This is a genomic window from Pantoea sp. K16 (assembly GCF_048452805.1).
GTDB lineage: Bacteria > Pseudomonadota > Gammaproteobacteria > Enterobacterales > Enterobacteriaceae > Pantoea > Pantoea agglomerans.
The window spans coordinates 1-21,466 of sequence record NZ_JBLWNV010000009.1; the positions used below are offsets into that span (position 1 = coordinate 1).

Annotated in this window: 21 protein-coding genes; 2 read left to right on the forward strand and 19 right to left on the reverse strand. The window is 61.0% G+C overall.

Annotated elements, in window-relative coordinates:
- Positions 1-287 precede the first annotated feature (287 nt).
- Positions 288-1,586 (reverse strand): NCS2 family permease, encoded by a 1,299-nt coding sequence (locus ACK13D_RS12970; protein WP_212685931.1) that lies wholly within the window; start codon positions 1,584-1,586, stop codon positions 288-290.
- Positions 1,587-2,008: 422 nt separating this feature from the next.
- Here ACK13D_RS12970 and ACK13D_RS12975 point away from each other — a divergent pair, with 422 nt between their 5' ends.
- The gene (locus tag ACK13D_RS12975) at positions 2,009-2,752 is read left to right on the forward strand and encodes a response regulator (RefSeq protein WP_192072833.1); all 744 of its coding nucleotides are present in this window, start codon (positions 2,009-2,011) and stop codon (positions 2,750-2,752) included.
- On the opposite strand, the gene ACK13D_RS12980 is transcribed toward ACK13D_RS12975, so the two are convergent.
- The 4 genes from ACK13D_RS12980 to ACK13D_RS12995 all read right to left on the reverse strand — a co-directional run bounded on the left by ACK13D_RS12980 (position 2,753) and on the right by ACK13D_RS12995 (position 7,231).
- Entirely contained in the window at positions 2,753-3,451 is a 699-nt protein-coding gene (locus ACK13D_RS12980; protein WP_418796552.1) for a D-lyxose/D-mannose isomerase, read from the reverse strand.
- A 245-nt stretch (positions 3,452-3,696) separates the two neighbouring features.
- Entirely contained in the window at positions 3,697-4,635 is a 939-nt protein-coding gene (locus ACK13D_RS12985) for an ABC transporter substrate-binding protein (protein ID WP_089414051.1), read from the reverse strand.
- Between the two features lie 90 nt (positions 4,636-4,725).
- Positions 4,726-5,706, reverse strand: coding sequence for an ABC transporter permease subunit (locus ACK13D_RS12990; protein WP_010670880.1), 981 nt, complete (start codon positions 5,704-5,706; stop codon positions 4,726-4,728).
- Positions 5,707-5,716: 10 nt separating this feature from the next.
- Positions 5,717-7,231, reverse strand: coding sequence for a sugar ABC transporter ATP-binding protein (locus tag ACK13D_RS12995; protein WP_010247760.1), 1,515 nt, complete (start codon positions 7,229-7,231; stop codon positions 5,717-5,719).
- A 147-nt stretch (positions 7,232-7,378) separates the two neighbouring features.
- Here ACK13D_RS12995 and ACK13D_RS13000 point away from each other — a divergent pair, with 147 nt between their 5' ends.
- Positions 7,379-9,994 carry an ATP-binding protein gene (locus tag ACK13D_RS13000; protein WP_191924372.1) on the forward strand — a complete coding sequence of 872 codons (2,616 nt, stop codon included), beginning with the start codon at positions 7,379-7,381 and terminating at the stop codon, positions 9,992-9,994.
- Here the strand turns inward: ACK13D_RS13000 and phnE (ACK13D_RS13005) are convergent.
- From phnE (ACK13D_RS13005) to phnF, 14 genes are all read right to left on the reverse strand, one after another.
- On the reverse strand, positions 9,948-10,832 hold the full coding sequence (gene phnE / locus ACK13D_RS13005) for a phosphonate ABC transporter, permease protein PhnE (protein ID WP_418796555.1): 885 nt from the start codon (positions 10,830-10,832) through the stop codon (positions 9,948-9,950). The genes ACK13D_RS13000 and phnE (ACK13D_RS13005) overlap by 47 nt on opposite strands.
- The gene (gene phnE, locus ACK13D_RS13010; protein ID WP_132500001.1) at positions 10,829-11,689 is read right to left on the reverse strand and encodes a phosphonate ABC transporter, permease protein PhnE; all 861 of its coding nucleotides are present in this window, start codon (positions 11,687-11,689) and stop codon (positions 10,829-10,831) included. The genes phnE (ACK13D_RS13005) and phnE (ACK13D_RS13010) overlap by 4 nt, the downstream gene beginning before the upstream one ends.
- A gap of 93 nt (positions 11,690-11,782) precedes the next feature.
- Positions 11,783-12,709, reverse strand: a complete 927-nt coding sequence (gene phnD / locus ACK13D_RS13015; protein WP_033778922.1) for a phosphonate ABC transporter substrate-binding protein — start codon at positions 12,707-12,709, stop codon at positions 11,783-11,785.
- A 26-nt stretch (positions 12,710-12,735) separates the two neighbouring features.
- Complete coding sequence (phnC, locus tag ACK13D_RS13020; RefSeq protein WP_010670883.1) at positions 12,736-13,566, reverse strand: phosphonate ABC transporter ATP-binding protein; 831 nt, start codon at positions 13,564-13,566, stop codon at positions 12,736-12,738.
- A gap of 78 nt (positions 13,567-13,644) precedes the next feature.
- Complete coding sequence (gene phnP / locus ACK13D_RS13025) at positions 13,645-14,415, reverse strand: phosphonate metabolism protein PhnP (protein ID WP_418796654.1); 771 nt, start codon at positions 14,413-14,415, stop codon at positions 13,645-13,647.
- Between the two features lie 65 nt (positions 14,416-14,480).
- Positions 14,481-15,017, reverse strand: coding sequence for a ribose 1,5-bisphosphokinase (gene phnN, locus ACK13D_RS13030; protein WP_418796558.1), 537 nt, complete (start codon positions 15,015-15,017; stop codon positions 14,481-14,483).
- Positions 15,017-16,153, reverse strand: coding sequence for an alpha-D-ribose 1-methylphosphonate 5-triphosphate diphosphatase (phnM, locus tag ACK13D_RS13035; RefSeq protein ID WP_010247783.1), 1,137 nt, complete (start codon positions 16,151-16,153; stop codon positions 15,017-15,019). Before phnM ends, phnN begins: the two co-directional genes overlap by 1 nt.
- On the reverse strand, positions 16,150-16,863 hold the full coding sequence (phnL, locus tag ACK13D_RS13040) for a phosphonate C-P lyase system protein PhnL (protein WP_022624938.1): 714 nt from the start codon (positions 16,861-16,863) through the stop codon (positions 16,150-16,152). The genes phnM and phnL overlap by 4 nt, the downstream gene beginning before the upstream one ends.
- Complete coding sequence (gene phnK / locus ACK13D_RS13045; protein ID WP_013358336.1) at positions 16,864-17,625, reverse strand: phosphonate C-P lyase system protein PhnK; 762 nt, start codon at positions 17,623-17,625, stop codon at positions 16,864-16,866. It abuts the gene before it with no gap.
- Positions 17,615-18,463 carry an alpha-D-ribose 1-methylphosphonate 5-phosphate C-P-lyase PhnJ gene (locus tag ACK13D_RS13050; protein WP_010247794.1) on the reverse strand — a complete coding sequence of 283 codons (849 nt, stop codon included), beginning with the start codon at positions 18,461-18,463 and terminating at the stop codon, positions 17,615-17,617. The genes phnK and ACK13D_RS13050 overlap by 11 nt, the downstream gene beginning before the upstream one ends.
- Positions 18,456-19,532, reverse strand: a complete 1,077-nt coding sequence (locus ACK13D_RS13055) for a carbon-phosphorus lyase complex subunit PhnI (protein ID WP_111533985.1) — start codon at positions 19,530-19,532, stop codon at positions 18,456-18,458. The genes ACK13D_RS13050 and ACK13D_RS13055 overlap by 8 nt, the downstream gene beginning before the upstream one ends.
- On the reverse strand, positions 19,532-20,107 hold the full coding sequence (phnH, locus tag ACK13D_RS13060; protein WP_010247799.1) for a phosphonate C-P lyase system protein PhnH: 576 nt from the start codon (positions 20,105-20,107) through the stop codon (positions 19,532-19,534). Before phnH ends, ACK13D_RS13055 begins: the two co-directional genes overlap by 1 nt.
- Positions 20,107-20,553: a phosphonate C-P lyase system protein PhnG gene (phnG, locus tag ACK13D_RS13065; protein WP_418796562.1), complete on the reverse strand. Its 447-nt coding sequence runs from the start codon at positions 20,551-20,553 to the stop codon at positions 20,107-20,109. The genes phnH and phnG overlap by 1 nt, the downstream gene beginning before the upstream one ends.
- The gene (gene phnF, locus ACK13D_RS13070; RefSeq protein WP_010247805.1) at positions 20,553-21,266 is read right to left on the reverse strand and encodes a phosphonate metabolism transcriptional regulator PhnF; all 714 of its coding nucleotides are present in this window, start codon (positions 21,264-21,266) and stop codon (positions 20,553-20,555) included. The genes phnG and phnF overlap by 1 nt, the downstream gene beginning before the upstream one ends.
- Positions 21,267-21,466: the final 200 nt, after the last annotated feature.

The following is a 21,466-nucleotide window of genomic DNA, read 5'->3' on the forward strand; positions in this document are numbered from 1 at the left end:
CCGCACAGCGGGGCGCGCAGGCAGCCGGACGCCGGGATTGTTAAGGGGCGGGCGTACGCCCCTTAACGCGTCCGCCTGCACGGGCAACCTGAAACTCCCCATCGCCTGGCGGGCGAAACCCGCTCAGTGCTTACGCGCGGCTAAGTGATCTGAAACTCCCCTCGCATGGGCGGGCGAAACCTGCTCACAGCCAGCCCGCTGCCAGGCGAAACTTACTCAGTGTGCCTGCCCGCTGCACAGCGAAATCCGCCCGCTGCTAAGCGACCTTCCCTGCCGCCAGGCAACAACTAAGCACTCAACCATCCCAGCTTAATCACAAACAGAATCGACAGGATAACCAGCGCCGCATTCACCTCTTTCGCACGTCCGCTCAGCAACTTCACCAGCGTCCAGGTAATAAAACCAAACGCGATGCCGTTGGCGATCGAATAGGTCAGCGGCATGGTCAGCGCGGTCACGGTGACCGGCGCGGCGGTGGTGATATCTTTCCAGTCAATCTCTGCCAGGCCCGAGGCCATCAGCACCGCTACAAACAGCAACGCAGGCGCGGTGGCATAAACCGGAACACTGGAGGCCAGCGGCGAGAAAAACAGGGCCAGCAGGAACAGCACGGCGACCACAATCGCGGTCAGGCCGGTACGGCCACCGGCACTCACGCCCGCCGCCGATTCCACATAACTGGTAGTGGTCGAGGTGCCGAGCAGTGAACCAAACAGCGCAGCCGCACTGTCAGCAATCAGCGCACGGCCCATCTTCGGCACGTTACCCTGCTCATCCGCCAGACCGGCGCGTTTGGTCACACCCAGCAGCGTGCCCGTGTTATCAAACACATCAACAAACAGGAAGGCAAAAATCACGCTGATCAGGCCGACGTTAAACGCGCCGGCAATATCCAGCTGCATAAAGGTCGGTGCAATCGACGGCGGTGCAGAGAAGACCCCGGCAAAGGGCGACAGACCAATGCCCATGGAGATAAAGGTCACCAGCAGAATACCGATCAGCACTGCGCCCGTCACCCGACGCGCTTCCAGTACCACGATAACCACAAAGCCAAGCATCGCCAGCAGCGGACCCGGTTTAGTCAGGTCGCCAATGCCCACCAGCGTCGCCGGGTTATCGACCACGATACCCGCCCCTTCCAGCGCAATCAGCGCCAGAAAAAGCCCGATACCGGCACCAATCCCGGCGCGCAGCGGCAGCGGAATACTGGCAATAATCCATTCACGAATCTTAAATAGCGACATCGCGAAGAAAATCACCGCCGAGAGAAACACCGCGCCCAGCGCAATCTGCCACGTGTAGCCCATGTGCAGCACAACGGTGTAGGTGAAAAAGGCGTTCAGTCCCATACCCGGAGCCAGCGCAATCGGATAGTTGGCGATCAGCCCCATCAGCACGCAGCCAATCGCCGCCGCCAGACAGGTGGCGACAAATACCGCGCCCTTGTCCATGCCGGTCGCGCCCAGAATGCTTGGGTTCACAAACAGAATATAAGCCATCGCCAGGAAGGTGGTGATCCCGGCGATAATCTCAGTACGAACCGTCGTGTTATGCGCTTTGAGTTTGAATAGTTTTTCTAACATCATCATCTCTCGATACAGGAGACATCAGTCTCACTTGCCAAAGGGGTTTGCATGCTGATTATTCTGTTTCCGGGACACTGATACCGGCCGCTGCATACTTGCGTGCCAGAATCGCCTGAAATCCCTGACTTACCCACTGCCCAAAGCAATTGCCATGCCATCTACCGACGCAATCGATTACCTGGCAGAGCCGGGTACGGCTAAGAGAATTCCGAACCAAAACGAGGAGCGATTATGGTGCAATGCACCGATGCCGCGCAATCGTTTTCCTGCGGCAAACGGCGAGCCCCGAAAAACTCTGCGCCAGCGCACGCTTCCGCACTCTCACAGGCGAAGCTGGTCACGTTTCAGCACGCTGCCTCAGCAAGCTTTTCTGGCCTGTGTAGACTCCTGAATTAACTCTTTCGTAACATTGAGGCCGCGCAATGAAGCCAGCAATTTTGGTGGTGGATGATGATCCTGCAGTCTGCGACGTCTTGCAGGATGCGTTAAGTGAACATCTGTTAACGGTCTACCGCTGTCATCAGGGACGCGAGGCGCTATCGATGCTCGGCGAACACCCGGAAATCTCGCTGGTGATGCTGGATATGATGCTGCCCGATACCAACGGGCTACTGGTGTTGCAGCAGCTTCAGCGTCAGCGACCCGAAGTGCTGGTGATTATGCTGACCGGTATGGGTTCTGAAGCGGAGATGGTGGTGGGCCTTGAGATGGGCGCAGATGACTACATCGCCAAACCCTTTAATCCACGCGTGGTGGTGGCGCGAACCCGGGCGGCCCTGCGCCGCAGCGGACGCATTGCCCAGGCAGACCCTGAACAGGAGGGCTGGCGTTTTGGCGGCTGGCAACTGGATGATGGCCGCTGCCAGCTGTTTAATCCGCAGCGCGAGCTGGTGCCGCTGACCCAGGGGGAATATAGCCTGTTACGCGCGCTGGTTCGCCACGCCCGAAAAGTGCTGACCCGCGATCAGTTGCTGGAGCTGACCCACAGCGAAAGTCTCGACGTGTTTGATCGCACCATCGACGTGCTGATCATGCGGTTGCGCCGTAAAATCGAAATCAACCCGCACCAGCCCGACCTGATCCGCACCATTCGCGGACTGGGTTATGTCTTTTCGGCCGATGTGGTGAAACCCGATTCGACAACGCGTGCCAGTCAGATTGCCTGATTACGCCTGCCGCGCGCAGGATAACCAGTGCGCGTAATCATTACACAGCAGCCAGCGCGGCGCTTCATCCTCCTCAAGCGGGTTGAAACGAGCCAGCGGCGTCAGAAACACGTTGTCGTTTTCGTCATCGTTGGGCATCGACACCTCGCCCACCAGCACGTCGCCGAAGCCACTTTCACCCCAGAAACTGTGCCAGATGCCCGCCTCCAGCGTCACGCTTTCACCCGGTGAGAGCCGTAGCTGTGAACCGGCGGCATGGGTCTGGCGCAGGCCATCCAGCGACACCGCCACCAGCGAGTCAGCCAGCCCGTCACCGTTGCGGTTATGCAGTTCGACAATCAGATTCCCGCCGCCGCGATTAATGATGTCTTCCATCTTGCGCGGATGGTAGTGCATCGGCGTCTGCTGCCCTTCCCGCACATGCATTATTTTCTCGGCGTAGGGTTTATGCCACGGCTGCCCGCCTGGTGAACCGTTGCGCAGGGTAAACAGCGTCAGCCCGGTCTGCAGAAAATCAGCCGCACCAAAACTGGTGAGATCCCAGCCCAGCCGCAACGTCAGAATCTCCTGCGCTACCTCACGATCCTGAGCCCGCCACTGGCTCACATCAAAATCGGCCCACGGCGGCAGATGCACATCCTGCTGTCGGAAAAACTCGCGCGTATGTTGCAGGTAATAATTAACCTCTGAACGTTGCATGGTGGCCTCCTGAGGGTACTGACAAAGTCTGGCCCGGGTTAGCTGTAAGAGCGAGCCTGCGCAGAGAGCCCGGTCAGATCGGAAAGTCGCTAAGGCCAATCCCTGGCCGCTCGGCCCGCGCCGTCCCTGGCGCGGGACGCTTTCCTCCTCTGACCGGGTTCCCTGCGCGATAAGGTTATTCGTTGCTGCCAGATTCACCCTGATTTAAGTCTGTCAGAAGTCTGAAGCGGGTGCCGCACTAAAGCTTATTTCACCGTCCAGCCCTGGTAGCTGCCGATATTATTACGATCGATCAGTTTCACCGGGATCAGTACCGGCTTATCGGGTGCCGGTTTGCCCTGCAGAATGTCATAACCAATCTCGACCGCTTTGGCGGCCATGACCTGCGGGTCCTGCGCAGGCGTCGCGACGAACAGTGAATTCTTGCGCTTCAGCGCCTCTTCACCGTCCGGCGAGCCATCGACGCCAACGATAAAGAACTCATTGCGCTGCGCCTGTTTCGCCGCTAAGTCTGCGCCAATCGCTGTCGGGTCATTGATGGCAAACACCGCATCAATCTTTGGATTAGCAGAGAGCAGACCGGTCATGACTTCCAGTCCGCCTTCACGACTGCCTTTGGCGTTCTGGTTGTATGAGAGCAGCTTGATGTCAGGATGGGTTTTCAGTTCGGTCATGCAGCCTTCAACGCGGTTCTGCACCGCAGAGACCGGTGGTCCGTTAATGATCACCACGTTGCCTTTGTTCTTCAGCCGGTCAGCAATATATTTACAGGCCATCGCGCCCGCCTCGGTGTTATCGGAGGTGATGGTCGCATTCGCGCCATCGGCCGCCACGTCGACCGCCACCACTACGATACCGGCATCACGCGCCCGCTTCACCGCCGGGGCGATCCCTTTGGAGTCGGCGGCGTTGAGAATAATCATGTCGACTTTGGCCGCAATAAAGTTATCAATCTGGCCCACCTGCTGACCGAGATCGTAGCCGCTGGAGACCAGCGTCACATTCACCTTATCGCCCGCCAGCTGACGCGCCTTCATCTCTGCGCCTTTGGTGATCTGCACGAAGAAGGGGTTTGCCAGATCGCCGACCGTTACGCCGATAGATTTGAGTTCTTTTGCCTGAGCCAGGCCGGTACTGAACAGCGTCGCCGCCAGCAGCCCGGTTACAATCGGATTAAAACGCATAGACCTTCTCCTGCTGTTTTCAAGGTGCCAACCACTTAATGGCGTTTTTTAGGTTGCGGAGGTGAAATGACGCATCCGCCCTTATAAGACTCAACTCACATGATGACGGGTACGATATTTGTCGATCAGGACCGCGATGATGATGACCGCGCCCTTAATCACCAGCTGCCAGAAATAGGAGACCCCCATCAGCGTCATGCCGTTATTCAGCGTGGCGATAATCAGTGCGCCAATCAGGGTGCCGGTGATGGTGCCGATGCCGCCGACAAAGCTGGTACCGCCGAGGATCACTGCCGCAATCGCATCCAGCTCATAGCCCACCCCGAGGTTGCCGTTGGCGCTGTAAAGCCGCGAAGCGCTCATCAGACCGCCGAGCCCCGACAGCAGGCCGCTCATGCCGTAGACAAACAGCAGCACCATCCCCACCTTGATGCCGGTGAGACGCGCCGCCTGAATATTGCCGCCGACCGCGTAGATATGGACGCCCAGCGTGGTGCGGCGCAGGATGAACCAGCAGATGGCGATCACCGCAAAGGCAATCACAATCAGCCACGGCACCGGCCCGAGATAGCCGTTGCCGATCCACTCAAAGTTAATATCGGAATTGATTACCGTGGTGCCATCCGCCAGCAGGTAAGCCGCTCCGCGCAGTGCGGTGTAGGTGCCAAGCGTGACGATAAAGGGCGGCAACCCGGCCCAGGCGACCAGGATGCCGTTGAACAGCCCCATCACCAGGCCTGCGCCCAGCGCCATCGGAATGGTCATGGAAGCCAGCATTGGATCCAGTGATGCTACCAGCGCCACCACCGCGGTGGTCCCCAGCATTGACCCCACCGACAGGTCGATGCCGCCGGTGAGGATCACAAAGGTCATGCCCGCCGCCAGCACGATGTTAATCGACGCCTGACGGGTGATGTTGAGCAGGTTTGCTTCGGTAAAGAAGTTCGGCGTGACGAAACCAAATACCGCCACGATCAGGATCAGAATCGGCAGGATACCCACCGTTTGCAGCAGATCGCCCATCAGGGCGCGTTTCAGCGTCGGTGCTTTGGTGCGGGCCAGTTGTGTCATGGTGGTCTCCTTAGATTTCGCCTGCTGACGCGCTGTGCGCACCGGTTGCCAGCGTCATAATATTTTCCTGACTGATGTGGCTGCCCTCCAGCTCACCGACGATGGTGCCTTCGTGCATCACGTATACGCGGTCGCTCATCCCGACCACTTCCGGCAGTTCGCTGGAGATCATCAGAATCGCCACACCCTGCCGCGCCATCTCCTGCATCATCCGGTAGATCTCACTTTTCGCCCCGACATCGACGCCGCGCGTCGGCTCATCGAGGATCAGAATGCGCGGACCAATCGCCACCCAGCGTGAAATCAGCAGCTTCTGCTGGTTACCGCCCGACAGACCGCCCGCCCGGACCTGAGCGTGAGGAACGCGAATATTGAGTGAAGCGATCGCCTCATTGGCGATGGTCTGCCCTTTGCGGCGGTTCAGCATCCCGTAACTGGCGTCACGTTCCAGCGTCGCCATCACGATGTTCTCCTGCGCCGCCATCTCCAGAAAAAGTCCCTGCTCTTTGCGGTTTTCGGTGAGGAAACCGATGCCGCGTGCAATCGCATCGCGCGGTGAATGGATGGTGACCTTCTCGCCATCGATCCAGATCTCGCCCTCTTTCGGCTTGTGCACGCCAAAAATCAGCTGTGCCAGCTCGCTGCGGCCTGCGCCCACCAGCCCGGCCAGGCCGACAATCTCTCCGGCCCGCACTTCAAGACTGCTGGGATGCACTTTGCCACCATCGGTAAGGTGATTGACCGCCAGCCGGATATCGCCCAGCGGGATAGCACGGTCTTTGTTAAACAGGTCGCTGAGCGGCCGTCCGACCATCATCCGCACCAGTTCGCTGGCGTTAAGCTGATCACGGGTCAGGCTGCCTACATACTCCCCGTCGCGCAGCACGCTGACGCGATCGGACAGCTCATACACCTCCGCCATGCGGTGGCTGATATAGATGATCGCCATACCTTCGCTGCGCAGCCGTTTGATCAGCGCGAACAGCTGTTCGGTTTCGCGGTTGGAGAGCGCGGCGGTCGGCTCATCCATAACCAGAATGCGGCTGTTGCGCTGCAGCGCGCGGGCGATCTCCACCTGCTGCTGCTCGGCGATGCTGAGACGGCTGACCAGATCCCAGGCGCTGAACTGCGCGCCGAGCCGATCAATGACCCGCTGCGCCTCTTCGGCCATCTGCCGCCGCTTCACCAGCCCGCCGGGCGCGATTTCGCTGCCGAGAAAAATGTTCTCCGCCACCGTCAGGTTAGGTGCCAGGTTGATCTCCTGATAAATCAGGGTGATCCCGGCGGCCAGAGCCTCTTTCGGCCCTTTCAGCGCCCAGGGCTTGCCTTCAATTAAAATTTCCCCGCTGCTGGCGGTATAGGCACCGGCCAGAATCTTCATCAGTGTGCTTTTACCCGCGCCGTTCTCCCCCATCAGCGCGTGGACCTCACCGGGATAAACCGTGAGATCGACGCCCTTCAGGGCATAAAAGCTGCCGAAGCGCCGGGTAATTCCCCGCATTTCCAGTATCGGTGTGGCTGTCATCGCCTCGCTCCTGCGGACTGTGGATAGCCGTCAGTAAAGCAACGCCAGATAAACGGAAAATGTCAGCGGCCATTCATATTTGTCATAAACGCCCGCCTGCACGCTCCTATACTCGGCCCATCGTTGCAGTGAATGAGAGGTCGTGGGATGCAGCGCACTTATCCGTGGCAGGCCGGGGCACGTGGACGCCTGTTGCTGTTCAATCTGCTGGTGGTATCAGTCACGCTGATGGTCAGCGTGGTGGCGATCTTCGGCTTTCGTCATGCCGGGGCGATTCAGGAGCAGGCACAGGCGCAGACCCTGGCCGACATGAACGGCAGCCTGGCGCTGGCGCGGGATACCGCCAACGTGGCGACAGCGGCAGTGCGGCTGTCACAGGTGGTGGGCGCGCTGGAGTATCAGAGCGAATCACAGCGGCTGCAGCAGAATCAGCAGGCGTTGCAGCAGTCGCTGAGCCTGCTGGCCAGTGCGCCGCTGGCGGCGCGTCAGCCGGAGCGCATTGCCCGGATCCGTGCCCGCAGCCTGATGCTGGAACAGACGATTAACACCCTGCTGCTGACCGGCCACCAGCGTCATCTGCAGCGCAACAACATGCTGAGCGACCTGTGGCAGACGCAGATTCTGCTCAGCCATATCGACCAGCTGGTACAGCGGGAACAGCGGACGCTGCCGGATGCCGCGCTGCGGGAGCAAACCGAACGGCTGATCACCATCGCGATCCGCACACCCTCGCCCATCGCCGTCATCGAACAGCTCCAGCAGGTGATGGCGCAGTGGCACAACGTGCCGCTGACGGGCGTGACCGGCGAAAACGTGCAGCGACTGCTGGCTACCCAGCAGCGCCTGCTACCGCTGGCAGAGGCGCTGGAGCAGAGCGACCTGGCGATCGCCTATGCCACCTACCGGATTAAAGCGCTGGTGGCGATGCTGAATGAAGATATCAGCGCCTCGGTGCAGCAGGTGGCGTTACAGAGTGAGGCGCGCACCCTGGCGACCCACCGTGAGCTGGATTCCATCATCGGCTTTATCGCGCTGTTTGCGCTGCTGGCGCTGGCGATCACCGGCTATGCCGGTATCTACATCTACCGCAATCTCGGGTCGAGCCTGACGGCGATTGCCGGGGCCATGACTCGGCTGGCGCAGGGCGAGCAGAACGTCAGCGTGCCAGGGCTGCAACGCCGCGACGAGCTGGGCGAGCTGGCGCGGGCATTTAACGTCTTTGCGCGTAATACCGCCTCGCTGGCTCACACCTCACGGCTGCTGAAAGAGAAGAGTAATCAGCTGGAGTCCACCTTTCTGGCGATGCGCGACGGCTTTGCGCTGTTTGATAACAACGGTCAGCTGGTGGTGTGGAACGCCCAGTATGCGGAGCTGCTCGGCATCGCGCCGCATGAACTGCATCGCGGCGTTCCCTGGCAGCAACTGCTGGCGCCGCTGGCGGTGGATCTGCACGATCCCGGTGAACCGCAGGAGATCCGGCTGGCCGATGGTCGTACGCTTGAGCTGCGCTTCAGCCCAATCCCGCGGCGCGGCATGGTCAATACCGTGCTGGACCGGACCTCGCGTAAAACGCTGGAGGAGGCGCTGCAGCACAGCCAGAAGATGAAGGCTGTCGGCCAGCTGACCGGCGGACTGGCACACGACTTCAACAATCTGCTGGCGGTGATTATCGGCAGTCTGGCGCTGACCGAAGGCCAGCTGACGCCCGGCCCGCTGGCCAGCCGGATTGAGCGGGCGCGGCAGGCGGCCGATCGCGCTGCCCAGCTGACCCAGCGGCTGCTGGCGTTCTCACGCAAGCAGGCACTCTATCCCCGTGCGGTGTCGGTGGTGACGCTGGTGGATAACCTGCAGGGGCTGCTGCAGCACTCGCTGCTGCCCGGTCAGCAGCTGATTATTGATGCGCAGCGTCCCGGCTGGCCCGCCTGGATTGATGCCAGCCAGCTGGAAAATGCGCTGATGAATCTGGTGGTGAATGCCCGCGATGCGATGCATCAGCAAAGCGGTGAAATCCGGCTGCGCATCTGGAATCAGCGTCGTCTGGAGGGGGATGAAAAGCGTGACAGGGTCACAATCGAGGTGATAGACCACGGCTGCGGCATGTCGGCCGGGGTTCGTGAGCAGGTGTTTGAGCCTTTTTTCACTACCAAGGCTACCGGCAGCGGCAGCGGGCTGGGCCTGTCGATGGTTTATGGTTTTGTACGGCAGTCAGGCGGCCAGATCGAACTGGAAACCGCGCCAGGCCAGGGCACCACGGTGCGGCTGCTGTTGCCACGTGCGCCGGAAGCCGCCGTCGCCGCAGTGATCGCCCCGCCATCGCCTGTGCACATTGAGACGGACATTGCGGCGGCCAGTAACCGGCTGGTGCTGGTGCTGGATGATGAACCGGCGGTGCGCCAGACACTCTGTGAACATCTGCATCAGCTGGGTTATCTGACGCTGGAGTGTGGTGACGGTGAAGAGGCGCTGGCGCTGCTGCGCCAGACACCCGATATCGACCTGCTGATCAGCGACCTGATGCTGCCCGGCGAGATTAACGGCGCGGAGGTGATCCGCCAGGCGCAGCAGAACTGGCCGCAGCTGGCGACGCTGCTCATCAGCGGTCAGGACCTGCGCCATCAGCCGGTGACGCTGCCGCTGTGCGAACGGCTGGCGAAGCCCTGGCAGCAGGCACAGCTGGTGCAGGCGTTACAGCGGGCCTGGCAGCGCAGCGAACGGCTTAATCGCGCGCAGCAGGCTGCCACAACGGCACCGGCTTCCCACTGATGTAGCGCTTGCGCAGGCGGCTGGAGATCACATCCATCACCATCACTACCACCACCAGAATCAGCGTCAGAAACATCACCACATCCCAGTTCCACAGGCGCATATTCTCAGCGTAAACCAGACCGACGCCCCCGGCGCCGACAAAGCCCAGCACCGCCGCTGAGCGGGTATTGGACTCTATCTGGTAAAGGCTCAGCGCCAGAAACTGCGGGAATGACTGGGTGAAGATGCCGAAGCGGTGTTTCTGCAGGCTGTTGGCGCCGACTGCGCCCAGTCCGCGACCCGGTGAACGCTCCACCGCTTCGTGCCCTTCGGCGTAGAGTTTGCCGAGCAGACCGACATCCTGCAGGATAATCGCCAGCACCCCGGCCAGCGGCCCCATGCCGACCGCCCGGACGAAGATCAGCCCCCAGATCGCCATGTCGATGCCGCGTAATACGTCAAACAGACGGCGCATCAGAAACGCCAGCGGTTTCGCGGTTCGGCTGTGCATCACGTTGCGCGCCGCCAGAAACGACAGCGGCAGCGCCAGCAGCGAGGCAGTCAGCGTGCCGGCAAAGACAATCCCTAAGGTGATGCCGACCTGCGACAGATAGTAGCCAAACGGCCAGTTCACGAAATCGTGCCAGACAAACATCCGCAGGAAATAACGCCCCAGCTGCTGGCAGCCCATCAGCAAACGCGACCACTCCAGACCAAATACCGAAAAGAAAAAGAGGTAATAGAGCAGCACCGCCAGTGTGATCAGCGCCAGGCGACGCAGATAGCGCGGCTGTGAGGCGAAGAGTTCACGATGCTGCTGCTTCATTAGCGCGATATCGGGAACGGTGCTTATCATGTCCTGTCTCCTGTCACACGGCGACGAAGCTGGCCGGAGAGCGTATCCAGCAGCGACACCACAATCAGGATCAGCAGCAGCGTAATACTGACCTGATCGTAGCGGTCCAGTTTGATGTTGGTCATCAGCTCCTGGCCGATGCCGCCTGCACCGACCAGCCCAAGGATGGTTGAGGAGCGGAAGTTAATCTCCAGCCGCATAAAGCTGTAGGAGAGAAAGACCGGCTTAACCTGTGGCCAGAAGGCGAAGCGCATCCGCTGCAGTTTGCTGGCTCCGCAGGCGGCCAGGCCGCGTACCGGCTTATCCGACGCCGACTCAATCGCCTCGTAAAACAGCTTGGTCAGGCTGCCCACGGTGTGCAGCGCCAGCGCCAGAAAACCGGGGATCGCCCCGATGCCAAAGGCCATCACAAACATCACCGCCCACGCCAGCTCCGGCATGGTGCGCAGGAAGGCGACAAAGGCGCGAATCGTCATCCGCACGCTGACCGGCGTCTGGGTATTGTCGGCGGCGAAAAAGGCCAGCACCGCGGCCAGTGCCACCGCCACCAGCGTCGAAGCCAGCGCCAGTTGTAGTGTTTCCCAGATCAGCGGCAGCTGGATCGGCAGACGGTAGCCCCAGTAAGCCAGCGAGCCTTCGGTCTTGCCGTCGGCAAACAGCAGCGGCAGATGCAACACCGGCAGAATTTCGTGCAGGTAGTCAAAGAAGTGCGGCAGCGACTGCCAGACGGTAAGCAGATTAAATTCTGCCACCCTGCCCGCCGCCAGGTAGAGTGCCACCAGCAGCAGTGACCAGAGCAGCGCGTCTCGTTTCTGCTGGCGGCGGATGCGTTGGTAGTAGTGTTCGAATTCGGTCAAAGGGGATCTCCGGCGCTAAAGCAGCGGGACGCAGGCGAGTTTGCTGCGTCCCGCTTTCCCCGCCTGAGCGGAGAAGATAAGAAGTAGCTGGATTTAGCCGCGGCTGCCTTTCATCAGGTCGCGCTTCATATCGATGATGTTCTGATAATCGGCAACCGTTGCCTGACCGATGTGCTGCTCGCCGCCCACCGCTTTCACGAAGCAGGCGTGATCTTCCTTATCCAGCTTTTTAATTGCCGACACCACTTTCGCTTTAAAGCCAGCGGGCAGCTTGTTGCTGACCAGCACCGGACCGTTGGGGATCAGCGGTGACTGCCAGATAATGCGGATCTGCTTCATCAGATCAGGATGGTCCATGCGGATCAGACGGCCAAACGCGCCAGAGGTATAGCCGCTGTTGTAGTCACCGACCAGTGAGGTCCAGGTCACTGCGCCATCAAACTGGTTGTTCAGCACGCCCAGAATGTCCTGCTCATGGCCGCCGGAGAAGGTGACGCTGGAGAAGGTGTTGTTATATTTGTCATCCACTGAGCCGCCGAACATCTTCTTAAACGCCTGGTTCGGCATCAGGAAGCCGGACGTCGAGTCGGGATCGGCCATACCGAAAGATTTCCCTTTCAGGTCTTCCAGTTTTTTGTAGGGGCTGTCCGCTTTGACGATCACCACCGAGTGGTAGCCGCGTGACTGATCTTTGTCATCCACCACAATGCCAACCACATCGACCGCTTTCGGGTCCTGAATGTAGACCGACGCAAACGAGGCTGGCGACATGCTCAGCACCATATCGATCTTGCCACCCAGCAGACCCTGAATCACGCCAGAGTAGTCGGAGGCGTTGCGCATCTGGGTATCCACACCCAGTTCTTTATCAAAGAAGGTCTTCACACACTGATTATCGCCAATCTGCTGGGTGGCGTTCTGACCGCCCAGAATCCCCAGATTAAGCTGTTTCGGCGCATCCGCTGCGCTGACACCAAACGCCATTACACTGGTCAGGAGTGCTAAAGAAGTCAGTTTCATTCGGGGTTGTTCTCTTGCTGTGGAAGTTAATGGATTTGGTTAAGTTCATCGCCGTACAGCTGGTGCAGCAGGCTGTCGGTCAGTCCTGAAGGATGGCCGTCAAACAGCACCACGCCGCGCTGAATGCCAATCACCCGGGTGCAGTAGCTTTTCACCAGCTCAATCGAGTGCAGGTTGACCATCACGCTGATGCCCTGCTCGCTGACCTGACGCAGCACATCCATGATGCGCTTGGTATTTTTGGGATCGAGTGACGCCACCGGCTCATCGGCCAGCAGGATTTTGGGGTTCTGCATCAGGGCACGGCAGATCGCCACACGCTGCATCTGCCCGCCAGAAAGGTTTTCCGCCCGCTGCAGCGCCTGCGGCAGCATGTTCATCCACTGCAGCAGTTCGATGGCGTGCGCCCGGTCATTGTCGGAGAAGATTTTAAAGAAGGATTTCAGCGTACCGGTCTGGCTCAGACGGCCCAGCAGCACGTTGGTCAGCACGTCGAGGCGTGGCACCAGACAGAAATCCTGAAAGATCATGCCGCACTGGCTGCGCCATTCGCGCAGCTGGCGGCTGTTGAGCGTAACCACGTTACGATCCGCTCCGCCATGATGCAGACTGATAATCGCGCCGGAAGTCGCTTCAATCGTGCCGTTGAGCATGTGCAGCAGGGTCGATTTACCCGCGCCAGAGCGGCCAATCACCGCCACCAGCTCACCGGCGTGCAGGTCGAAACTGACCTGATCCAGCACCTGAGTGTCGCCGTAGGCTTTGCTCAGTTTCTGCACCGACAACACTTTTTGTCCGCTGAGGCTGGCCGGTGGCAGGTCGTTGTCGACCACCGTTTTCAGAAGTGCCTGTGCCATGGTTTCTCCGTCATCGCTGATTGCGTTCTGCGGGTTATTAAGGCGTGACGCGATGAACACGAGATGACAGTCAGATGATCAAACCGTGACAGGCCAGTGCGCGCCGCACAGCAATCTCTGGCCGTCACGGGCAGGCTGCACACCGTCCGGCAACGGGTTTTCCGCTAACCAGTTATCCATCTCATGACTGAGGTGGGTCAGCCAGGTCTGACGCGGCTGGAGCATCTCTGCTATCGCCAGCGCCTGGGTCACATCATTATGGTTACGCGGCTCTGGGCGCGGCGGATCGTTGCAGTCAATCACCAGCTGATCCAGCGGCTGACCGCGCAGGAAGTCGGCGGTGTCGGGTGGCAATCCGCAGGTATCACACAGCCAGGCGAGCCGGGTGCCGTGCCAGTCGAAAAGATAGCCATGCGTCAGCTTCGAGTGCTGCAACGGCAGCGGCGTGACCTGCAGTTCACCAAAGGCGTGCGCTACAAACGGCGTTAAGGCGGGACGGAAATCGAGCAGGCCAGGATGTTTGTAGAGATCGTCACAGCCTCGCGGATCGGGTGGACCCCAGACCGGAACCGGCGCGCCCACTCCCCAGCGCAGTGCAAAAAGCCCCTGCACATGATCCATGTGGTAGTGGGTCAGCAGAATGCGCGTCAGCGTGCCGGGCGGGAAGCGCGACGCCAGCAGCGGCAGACCGGCATCCAGCAGGATGCGCTCGCGACCAAACTCAATCAGCGCGCTGCAGGGTGCACGCGCGTAGCCACTGTTGAGCTGCGCCCGCTGACAGGCGCGACAGGCGCAGCCCGACAGCGGTGCGGCAGTGACCCCGCCAGTACCCAGAAAAGTGAGTTTCATTGATGCACCTTTGGTAGCGGATGTCGATGCCGGACTGTCTCCGCCGGTGCCAGGATAAGAGAGTTTCATTGATGCGCCTCCAGTATCTGACGCAGCAGGCACACGGTATCCGCCAGCGCGCCGTCGTTGTTGAGGATAAGGCAGCCATCGGGCTGTGGCTGTGCGGCGCGCGCCAGCCGCCGGGCGATCTCCGCCTCATCTTCCCGTCCGCGCTGGCGCAGCCGCGCTGCCAGCACGGCGGGCGTGACCTGCAGACAGACCGGCAGCAGCTGCGAGCCGAAACGGGCCTGCGCCTGCGCCAGATGCAGCCGCGAACCATTCACCACCACATTCTGCCCGCGCAGCAGCCACTGTTCCGTCTCACAGCCAATACCATAGCTGAAACCGTGCGCCTGCCAGCTCACCGCGAACAGACCGAGTGCTGCGCGACGGGCAAACTCCGCCTCGGTCAGCGCCACATGGTTTTCACCGCCCGCATCGGCGGCGCGGGTAATGTAGCGATGGGCGATCAGCAGCCGTGGCGGAGGTACCGCCCGCAGCGCGTCCAGCAGGCTGTCTTTACCCGAGCCCGAGGGACCGGTGAGCCAGATCAGCCGCGCCATCAGTACACCTGCCGGCCTTTGCTCCAGACATGCCGCACGTGCGGGTAGCCGTGTGCGGTGTGCGCCAGCACCAGATCGGCGCGGCAGCCTTCGGCGATTACCCCGCGATCTTCGAGCCCTAAGGCGCGCGCCGGGTTACAGGTGACCAGCGCGATCGCCTGCGCCATGCCGAGGCTGTTGCGCTCATCATCTGCCAGCCGGAACGCTGCATCCAGCAGGCTCGCCGGATAGTAATCGGAGGAGAGAATATTCAGCAGGCCGTGTGACGCCAGCTCCCAGGCGGCGACGTTGCCGGAGTGCGAGCCGCCGCGCACGATGTTTGGCGCGCCCATCAGCACCTGCATATTGCGATAACGCGAGGCGCGTGCCGCCTCCAGCGTGGTAGGAAACTCCGCGATGCGGCTGCCCGCGGCATGGGACTCTTCAACGTGCGCCGCGGTGGCATCATCGTGGCTGGCAATGGCGATGCCATGTTCCCGGCAGAGTCCGGCAATCGCCTGACGATTAGGCTGTGACCATTCTGCTGCCAGGGTGAGCTGGTCATGCTCGAACTGATCCATCTCCGCGTCGTTGAGCTGATATTTGCCCTGATAATATTCGCGATACTTCGTCAGCGACGCATACTGGCGCTGGCCCGGCGAATGGTCCATCAGCGACACCAGCGCCAGCTCTGGCGTGCCCATCAGCGCTTCAAACAGCGGCGCAGTGGTGGGATGCGGCAGTTCACAGCGCAGATGCAGCAGATGCTCGGCCCGGTTCAGACCTTTGCGGTTGCTGTCGCGGATGGCGTCGATCATCTTGCTGAGGTTATCCAGCCGGTGCCCGCCGTCGCGCACATCCCCGACACCAATCGCATCCAGCACCGTGGTAATGCCGCTGGAAACCATCAGCGCATCGTGGCTGCTCATCGCCGAGTGTGCCGGCCAGTCCACTTTCGGACGCGGCGTGAAAAACTTGTCGAGGTTATCGGTGTGCAGCTCCACCAGACCCGGCATCAGCCATGCGCCCTCACCGTCCAGCGCGCCCGGCTGCTGGCTGGTGGTTTCGCTGAAGCTGCTTATGCGCTCGTCGCGAAACTCCAGCGATCCGGTTACCACTTCGTTTTCCAGCACCAGTCTGACGTTATTGATGATCATGCCTGCGCTCCTGTCTCGATTGGGTGCATCAGGTGCAGCCGGTCCGCTACCCGCTCGCGCACCGCCCGATCGTGAAAAATACCGACGATGGCGGCACCACGGGCGCGCGCCTGTTCAATTAAGCTCACTACCGCCTCGCTGTTTACACTGTCGAGCGAGGCGGTGGGTTCATCCAGCAGCAGCACCGGATAGTCGGCGATAAAGCCGCGAGCGATATTCACGCGCTGCTGCTCTCCGCCAGAGAAAGTGGATGGGGCCAGCGACCAGAGACGCTGCGGCACGTTGAGCCGGGTCAGCAGTTCGGCGGCACGCGCCTCACAGAAGGCGCGCTCGACGCCGCGCTCCAGCAGCGGCTGCATCACAATCTCCAGCGTCGGCACGCGCGGGATCACCCGCAGAAACTGGCTGACCCAGCCCAGCGTGTCGCGGCGCAGGGCGATAATCTGGCGCGCCGATGCCTGCGCCATGTCGATCCACTCGCCCTGATGCGCGACCCGGATGTGGCCGCTGTCGGGCTGATAGTTGCCGTAAAGCGCGCGCAGCAGTGTGGATTTACCGCTGCCGGAGTGACCGTGCAACACCACGCATTCGCCCTCGCCTGCCGTCAGGCTGGCGTTGTGCAGCACCGGCAGCGCCGCGCCGTTCTGGTTATGCAGCACAAAGGTTTTACACAAATTCTCGACCCGCAGGCGCGGAGTGATAGTTGTCATTTAATTGAGCACCGAAGAGACCAGCAGTTGAGTGTAAGGATGATGAGGATCGTCCAGCACGCGGTCAGTCAGACCGCTCTCCACCACCCGCCCCTGCTTCATCACCAGCAGGCGATGCGCCAGCAGTCGCGCCACGCCGAGATCGTGGGTGACAATCACCACCGCCAGATTCAGTTCGCGCACCAGCGTCCGCAGCAGATCCAGCAGTCGCGCCTGCACCGACACATCCAGCCCGCCGGTCGGCTCATCCATAAACATCAACTGCGGCTGCGTCACCAGGTTCCGGGCGATCTGCAGACGCTGCTGCATGCCGCCGGAAAAGGTGGTGGGCAAATCGTCGATGCGACCGGCGTCAATCTCCACCGCCTGCAGCCAGCGGCTCGCCTCGGCGCGGATATCGCCATAGTGGCGCTGTCCGGTCGCCATCAGCCGTTCGCCGATGTTACCGCCCGCGCTGACCTGCGAACGTAGCCCATCCATCGGATGCTGATGCACCACGCCCCATTCGGTACGCAGCAGGCGACGGCGATCACTTTCACTCATCTGATAGAGGTCGCGGTTCTGATAAAGAATGCTGCCCTGCTGCGGCGTCAGACGCGCCGACAGGCTCTGCAGCAGCGTGGTTTTACCGGAGCCGGACTCGCCGACAATGCCCAGCACTTCACCGGGCCAGAGATCAAAACTGACCTGCTCAAACCCTTTGCCCGGCGCATAAAGGTGGGTGAGCTGGTTCACCGCAAGCAGCGGCTGTTCACTGTGCATGTTGCTGTTCCTGCTGCTGATGGCAAAAGTCGGTGTCGGAGCAGACAAACATCCGCGTTCCCTGATCGTCCATCACCACCTCATCGAGATAGCTGTGGCGCGAGCCGCACAGCGCGCAGGGTTCATCCCACTGCTGCACGGTGAACGGATGATCGTCGAAGTCCAGGCTTTCCACGCGGGTGTAAGGCGGCAAGGCGTAGATGCGCTTTTCACGGCCGGCACCAAACAGCTGCAGCGCGGGCATCATGTGCATCTTCGGGTTGTCGAATTTGGGAATCGGCGATGGATCCATCACATAGCGATCGTTGACCCGGACCGGATAGGCGTAAGTCGTCGCGATGTGGCCGTAGCGGGCGATATCTTCATACAGCTTCACCTGCATGATGCCGTACTCCTCCAGCGCATGCATGGTGCGGGTTTCGGTTTCGCGCGGCTCGATAAAGCGCAGCGGCTCCGGAATCGGCACCTGGAAAATCAGGATCTGATCCTCTTCCAGCGGCGTTTCCGGGATGCGGTGCCGGGTCTGGATCAGGGTGGCATCGGCGGTGCGCTCGGTGGTGGCAGCATTGCTGACCCGCTTAAAGAACTGGCGGATCGACACCGCATTGGTAGTGTCATCTGCGCCCTGATCGATCACTTTCAGCACATCCTGATCGCCAATCACGCTGGCGGTGATCTGGATGCCGCCGGTGCCCCAGCCGTAGGGCATCGGCATCTCACGTCCGGCGAACGGCACCTGATAGCCAGGGATCGCCACCGCTTTCAGGATGGCGCGGCGGATGGTGCGCTTGGTCTGCTCGTCGAGATAGCCGTTGTTATAGCCGGTGAGTTCAGCCATGGTTGCGCTCCTGATAATCGTGCTGCAGCTGTTTCAGCAGTTCCAGTTCCGCCTGGAAATCGACGTAGTGCGGCAGCTTGAGATGCGAGACAAAGCCTGCGGCTTCAACGTTGTCGGCGTGCGACAGCACAAACTCTTCGTCCTGCGCCGGGCTGGTAACACGCTCATGCTGTTCGCGGCTTTGCAGCGCCCGGTCCACCAGCGCCATCGCCATCGCTTTACGTTCGGCGCGGCCAAACACCAGCCCATAGCCCCGGGTAAAGTGCGGCGCCGTGTCGTCGCTGTGGGCAACGCCGTTGACCATTTCACACTCCGTCAGCAGCAGCTCACCAATCTCGAGATCAAAACCCAGCTCTTCGGGACAGATACTGACGCTGAGAGTGCCGGTGCGAATCTCGCCGGCAAACGGATGGGTGCGCCCATAGCCGCGTTGGGTCGAATAGCCGAGCGCCAGCAGAAAGCCTTCGTCGCCACGCACCAGCTGTTGCAGGCGCGCGGCGCGTGAGGCGGGAAAGCTCATCGGCTCGCGGGTGATATCGACAGGCTCGCTGCCGTCATCCATCTCAGCGGCGGCCAGCCCTTCATCGCTCATCATGCTGAACATGTGCGGGCACTGGTCAGGCACCGAACGATCGTCACGCGGCGCGGCAGGCGTTTCGCCATTGGCCAGCAGGGTGAAGTCGAGCAGACGGTGGCTGTAGTCGTAAGTTGGTCCCAGCACCTGGCCGCCCGGCAGATCTTTATAGACCGCCGAGATGCGGCGTTCGATGCGCATCGCACCGGTCGCCAGTGGCGTGCTCTCCGCCAGGCGTGGCAGCGTGGTGCGATAGGCGCGCAACAGAAAGATCGCCTCGACCAGATCGCCGCTGGCCTGCTTAATCGCCAGCGCCGCCAGCTCAGGATCGTAAATTCCTCCCTCGGTCATCACCCGATCCACCGCCAGTCCCAGCTGCTGCGCCACCTGATCGCAGCCGAGTTCGGCTACCGCTCTATCGCCGCGCCGCAGATCGGCCTGCAACTGGTGGGCATTTGAAATGGCTTTTTCGCCCCCTTTCACCGCGACATACATCAGCACACCTCCACAACGGTGGTGCGCGGCACGGCCATGATCGCTTCGCCACAGGTGAAGATCAGGTCCACGCCCTGTGGAAACGGATGCGGACGAGTGCGCAGATATTCCAGCACGCTTTCGGGCAGCTGTGGCGCGATGGCGCGGGTTTCGCGCAGGCCAGGGCCGGAGAGGCGCAGCGTCAGGCCGCCATTCAGTGACGGCACTTCGATAATCAGCGTGGTGCTTTTTTCCGGTGACATGTTGTCACCGGCCGCGAACTGCGTCGGGTCGGGCTGCGCCGCTGCATGGCTCAGGGCAAAAGGCGCATCCTGCTGCGTGGTGATCGGCGCACCGGTATGGAAGCGCAGATTGTTGCGCAGCTGTTCGTTGTCGATTTCCGCATCCAGCCAGACCGGGCTTTCCTGATCGACCAGCGTCAGCAGCAGCGCCGTGGCCGCCGGTGACAGTGCGCCCCAGCCCTGTTGCAGCGGCAGCGAGACCATCACGCCCGGTTCGCTCATCGCTTTCAGAATGCGGCGAAACGCGCGCTGCGCATCCGCCACCGGATGGTTAAAACTTGCCAGTAAAGTCATCAGTTATCTCCGCGAACCAGCGTAAAGAAATCCACTTTGCTGCTGGCGATCTCGCGGGCGCGCAGCTGTCGCTGCTCATCGCGCCACGCCGCCAGCGGGGTAATAATCTTCTCTTCCAGCAGTTGCCGGGTTTCCGGCTGCTGCAACAGCGCATCCAGCAGGGCGCAGCGTTCGGCATGGGCTTTGTCGCGCCCTAACAGGTAGCTGTAACCCAGAGTGCCGTCGCTGAGCTGCACCACCGCGCGCGTCACCGTGGCATCGCCCATCACAAAGCGTTTGCCGGTGGCCCCCATCCGCGCCTGCAACCGTGTCAGCCCGACCTCTGCCGGACGGATCAGGGTATAGGCGGGCTGGAGGTTAAGCGCCTGCCAGTGCGTCTCAAGCAAGGCGGCGCTGCTGTGCGCCAGCACCGACAGCCAGCGCTGGCGATCCGTTTGCTGTTCCATTAGTGCTCCAGAGTCAGTTCAATCATGTCACCGCGCGTCAGGCTGACGGAGTATTCTGCCACCGCGCCATCACTGGTTTTGTTCAGGGTCCGCACACAGAGCAGTGGGGAATGCAGCGCGATGTCGAGCTGCCGACACTCTTTGGCCTGCGCCCGGCGGGTGCTGATGCGGGTCTGGGTGCGTACCAGCTGCTTGCCGGTGTGCTCAACCAAGAAGTCGTGCAGCGATCCGCTGTTAAATTGCTGAAGTTGTGGCCACCAGCTGAGGTCGGCGAGGAAATGGTTAATCAGGCAGAGCGGCACGCCGTTGGCGCGACGCAGGGTACGCAGATGAATGACGTTGTCGCCCTCTTTCACGCCCAGCGCATTGGCAACGTCGTTGCTGGCCGGACGCAGCACCGCCAGCAGCCGTTCGCTGGTGGGATGACTGCCCTGCTCCAGCAGGTTCTGGCTGAATCGCGCCTGAGCATGCAGCGGATAGTCATAAGGGCGCATCAAAACCAGGATGCCGACGCCGTGACGGCGCTGCAGCAGCCCTTTGTGCACCAGCTCATCCACCGCCCGACGCAGCGTGTGGCGATTCACCTCATAGTGATCGGCCAGCTGTTGCTCGGAAGGAAGATAGTCGCCGCAGCGGTAGCGCTCTTTCAGCGCCTGCTCCAGTTGTGCGGCAACAGCCTGATAGACAGTGGTCGGATGTCTGGATAACTCCATCACGATGAAATCCTCACGGGTTACAGAGTGGGAACGCAGTGAAAAGACGCTGCGGGATGGTGTTAGCTTGAGGGGATCAGATGACAGAACCGTGACGCGGGGGTGAAGGAGAGGTGAATGTGGTGGCTGGAAAATGAGGAGTGCTTGTCAGGGTGCGTGACTGGCAGGAAACCGCCGGGCATGGGGTAATAGCCCCCGCT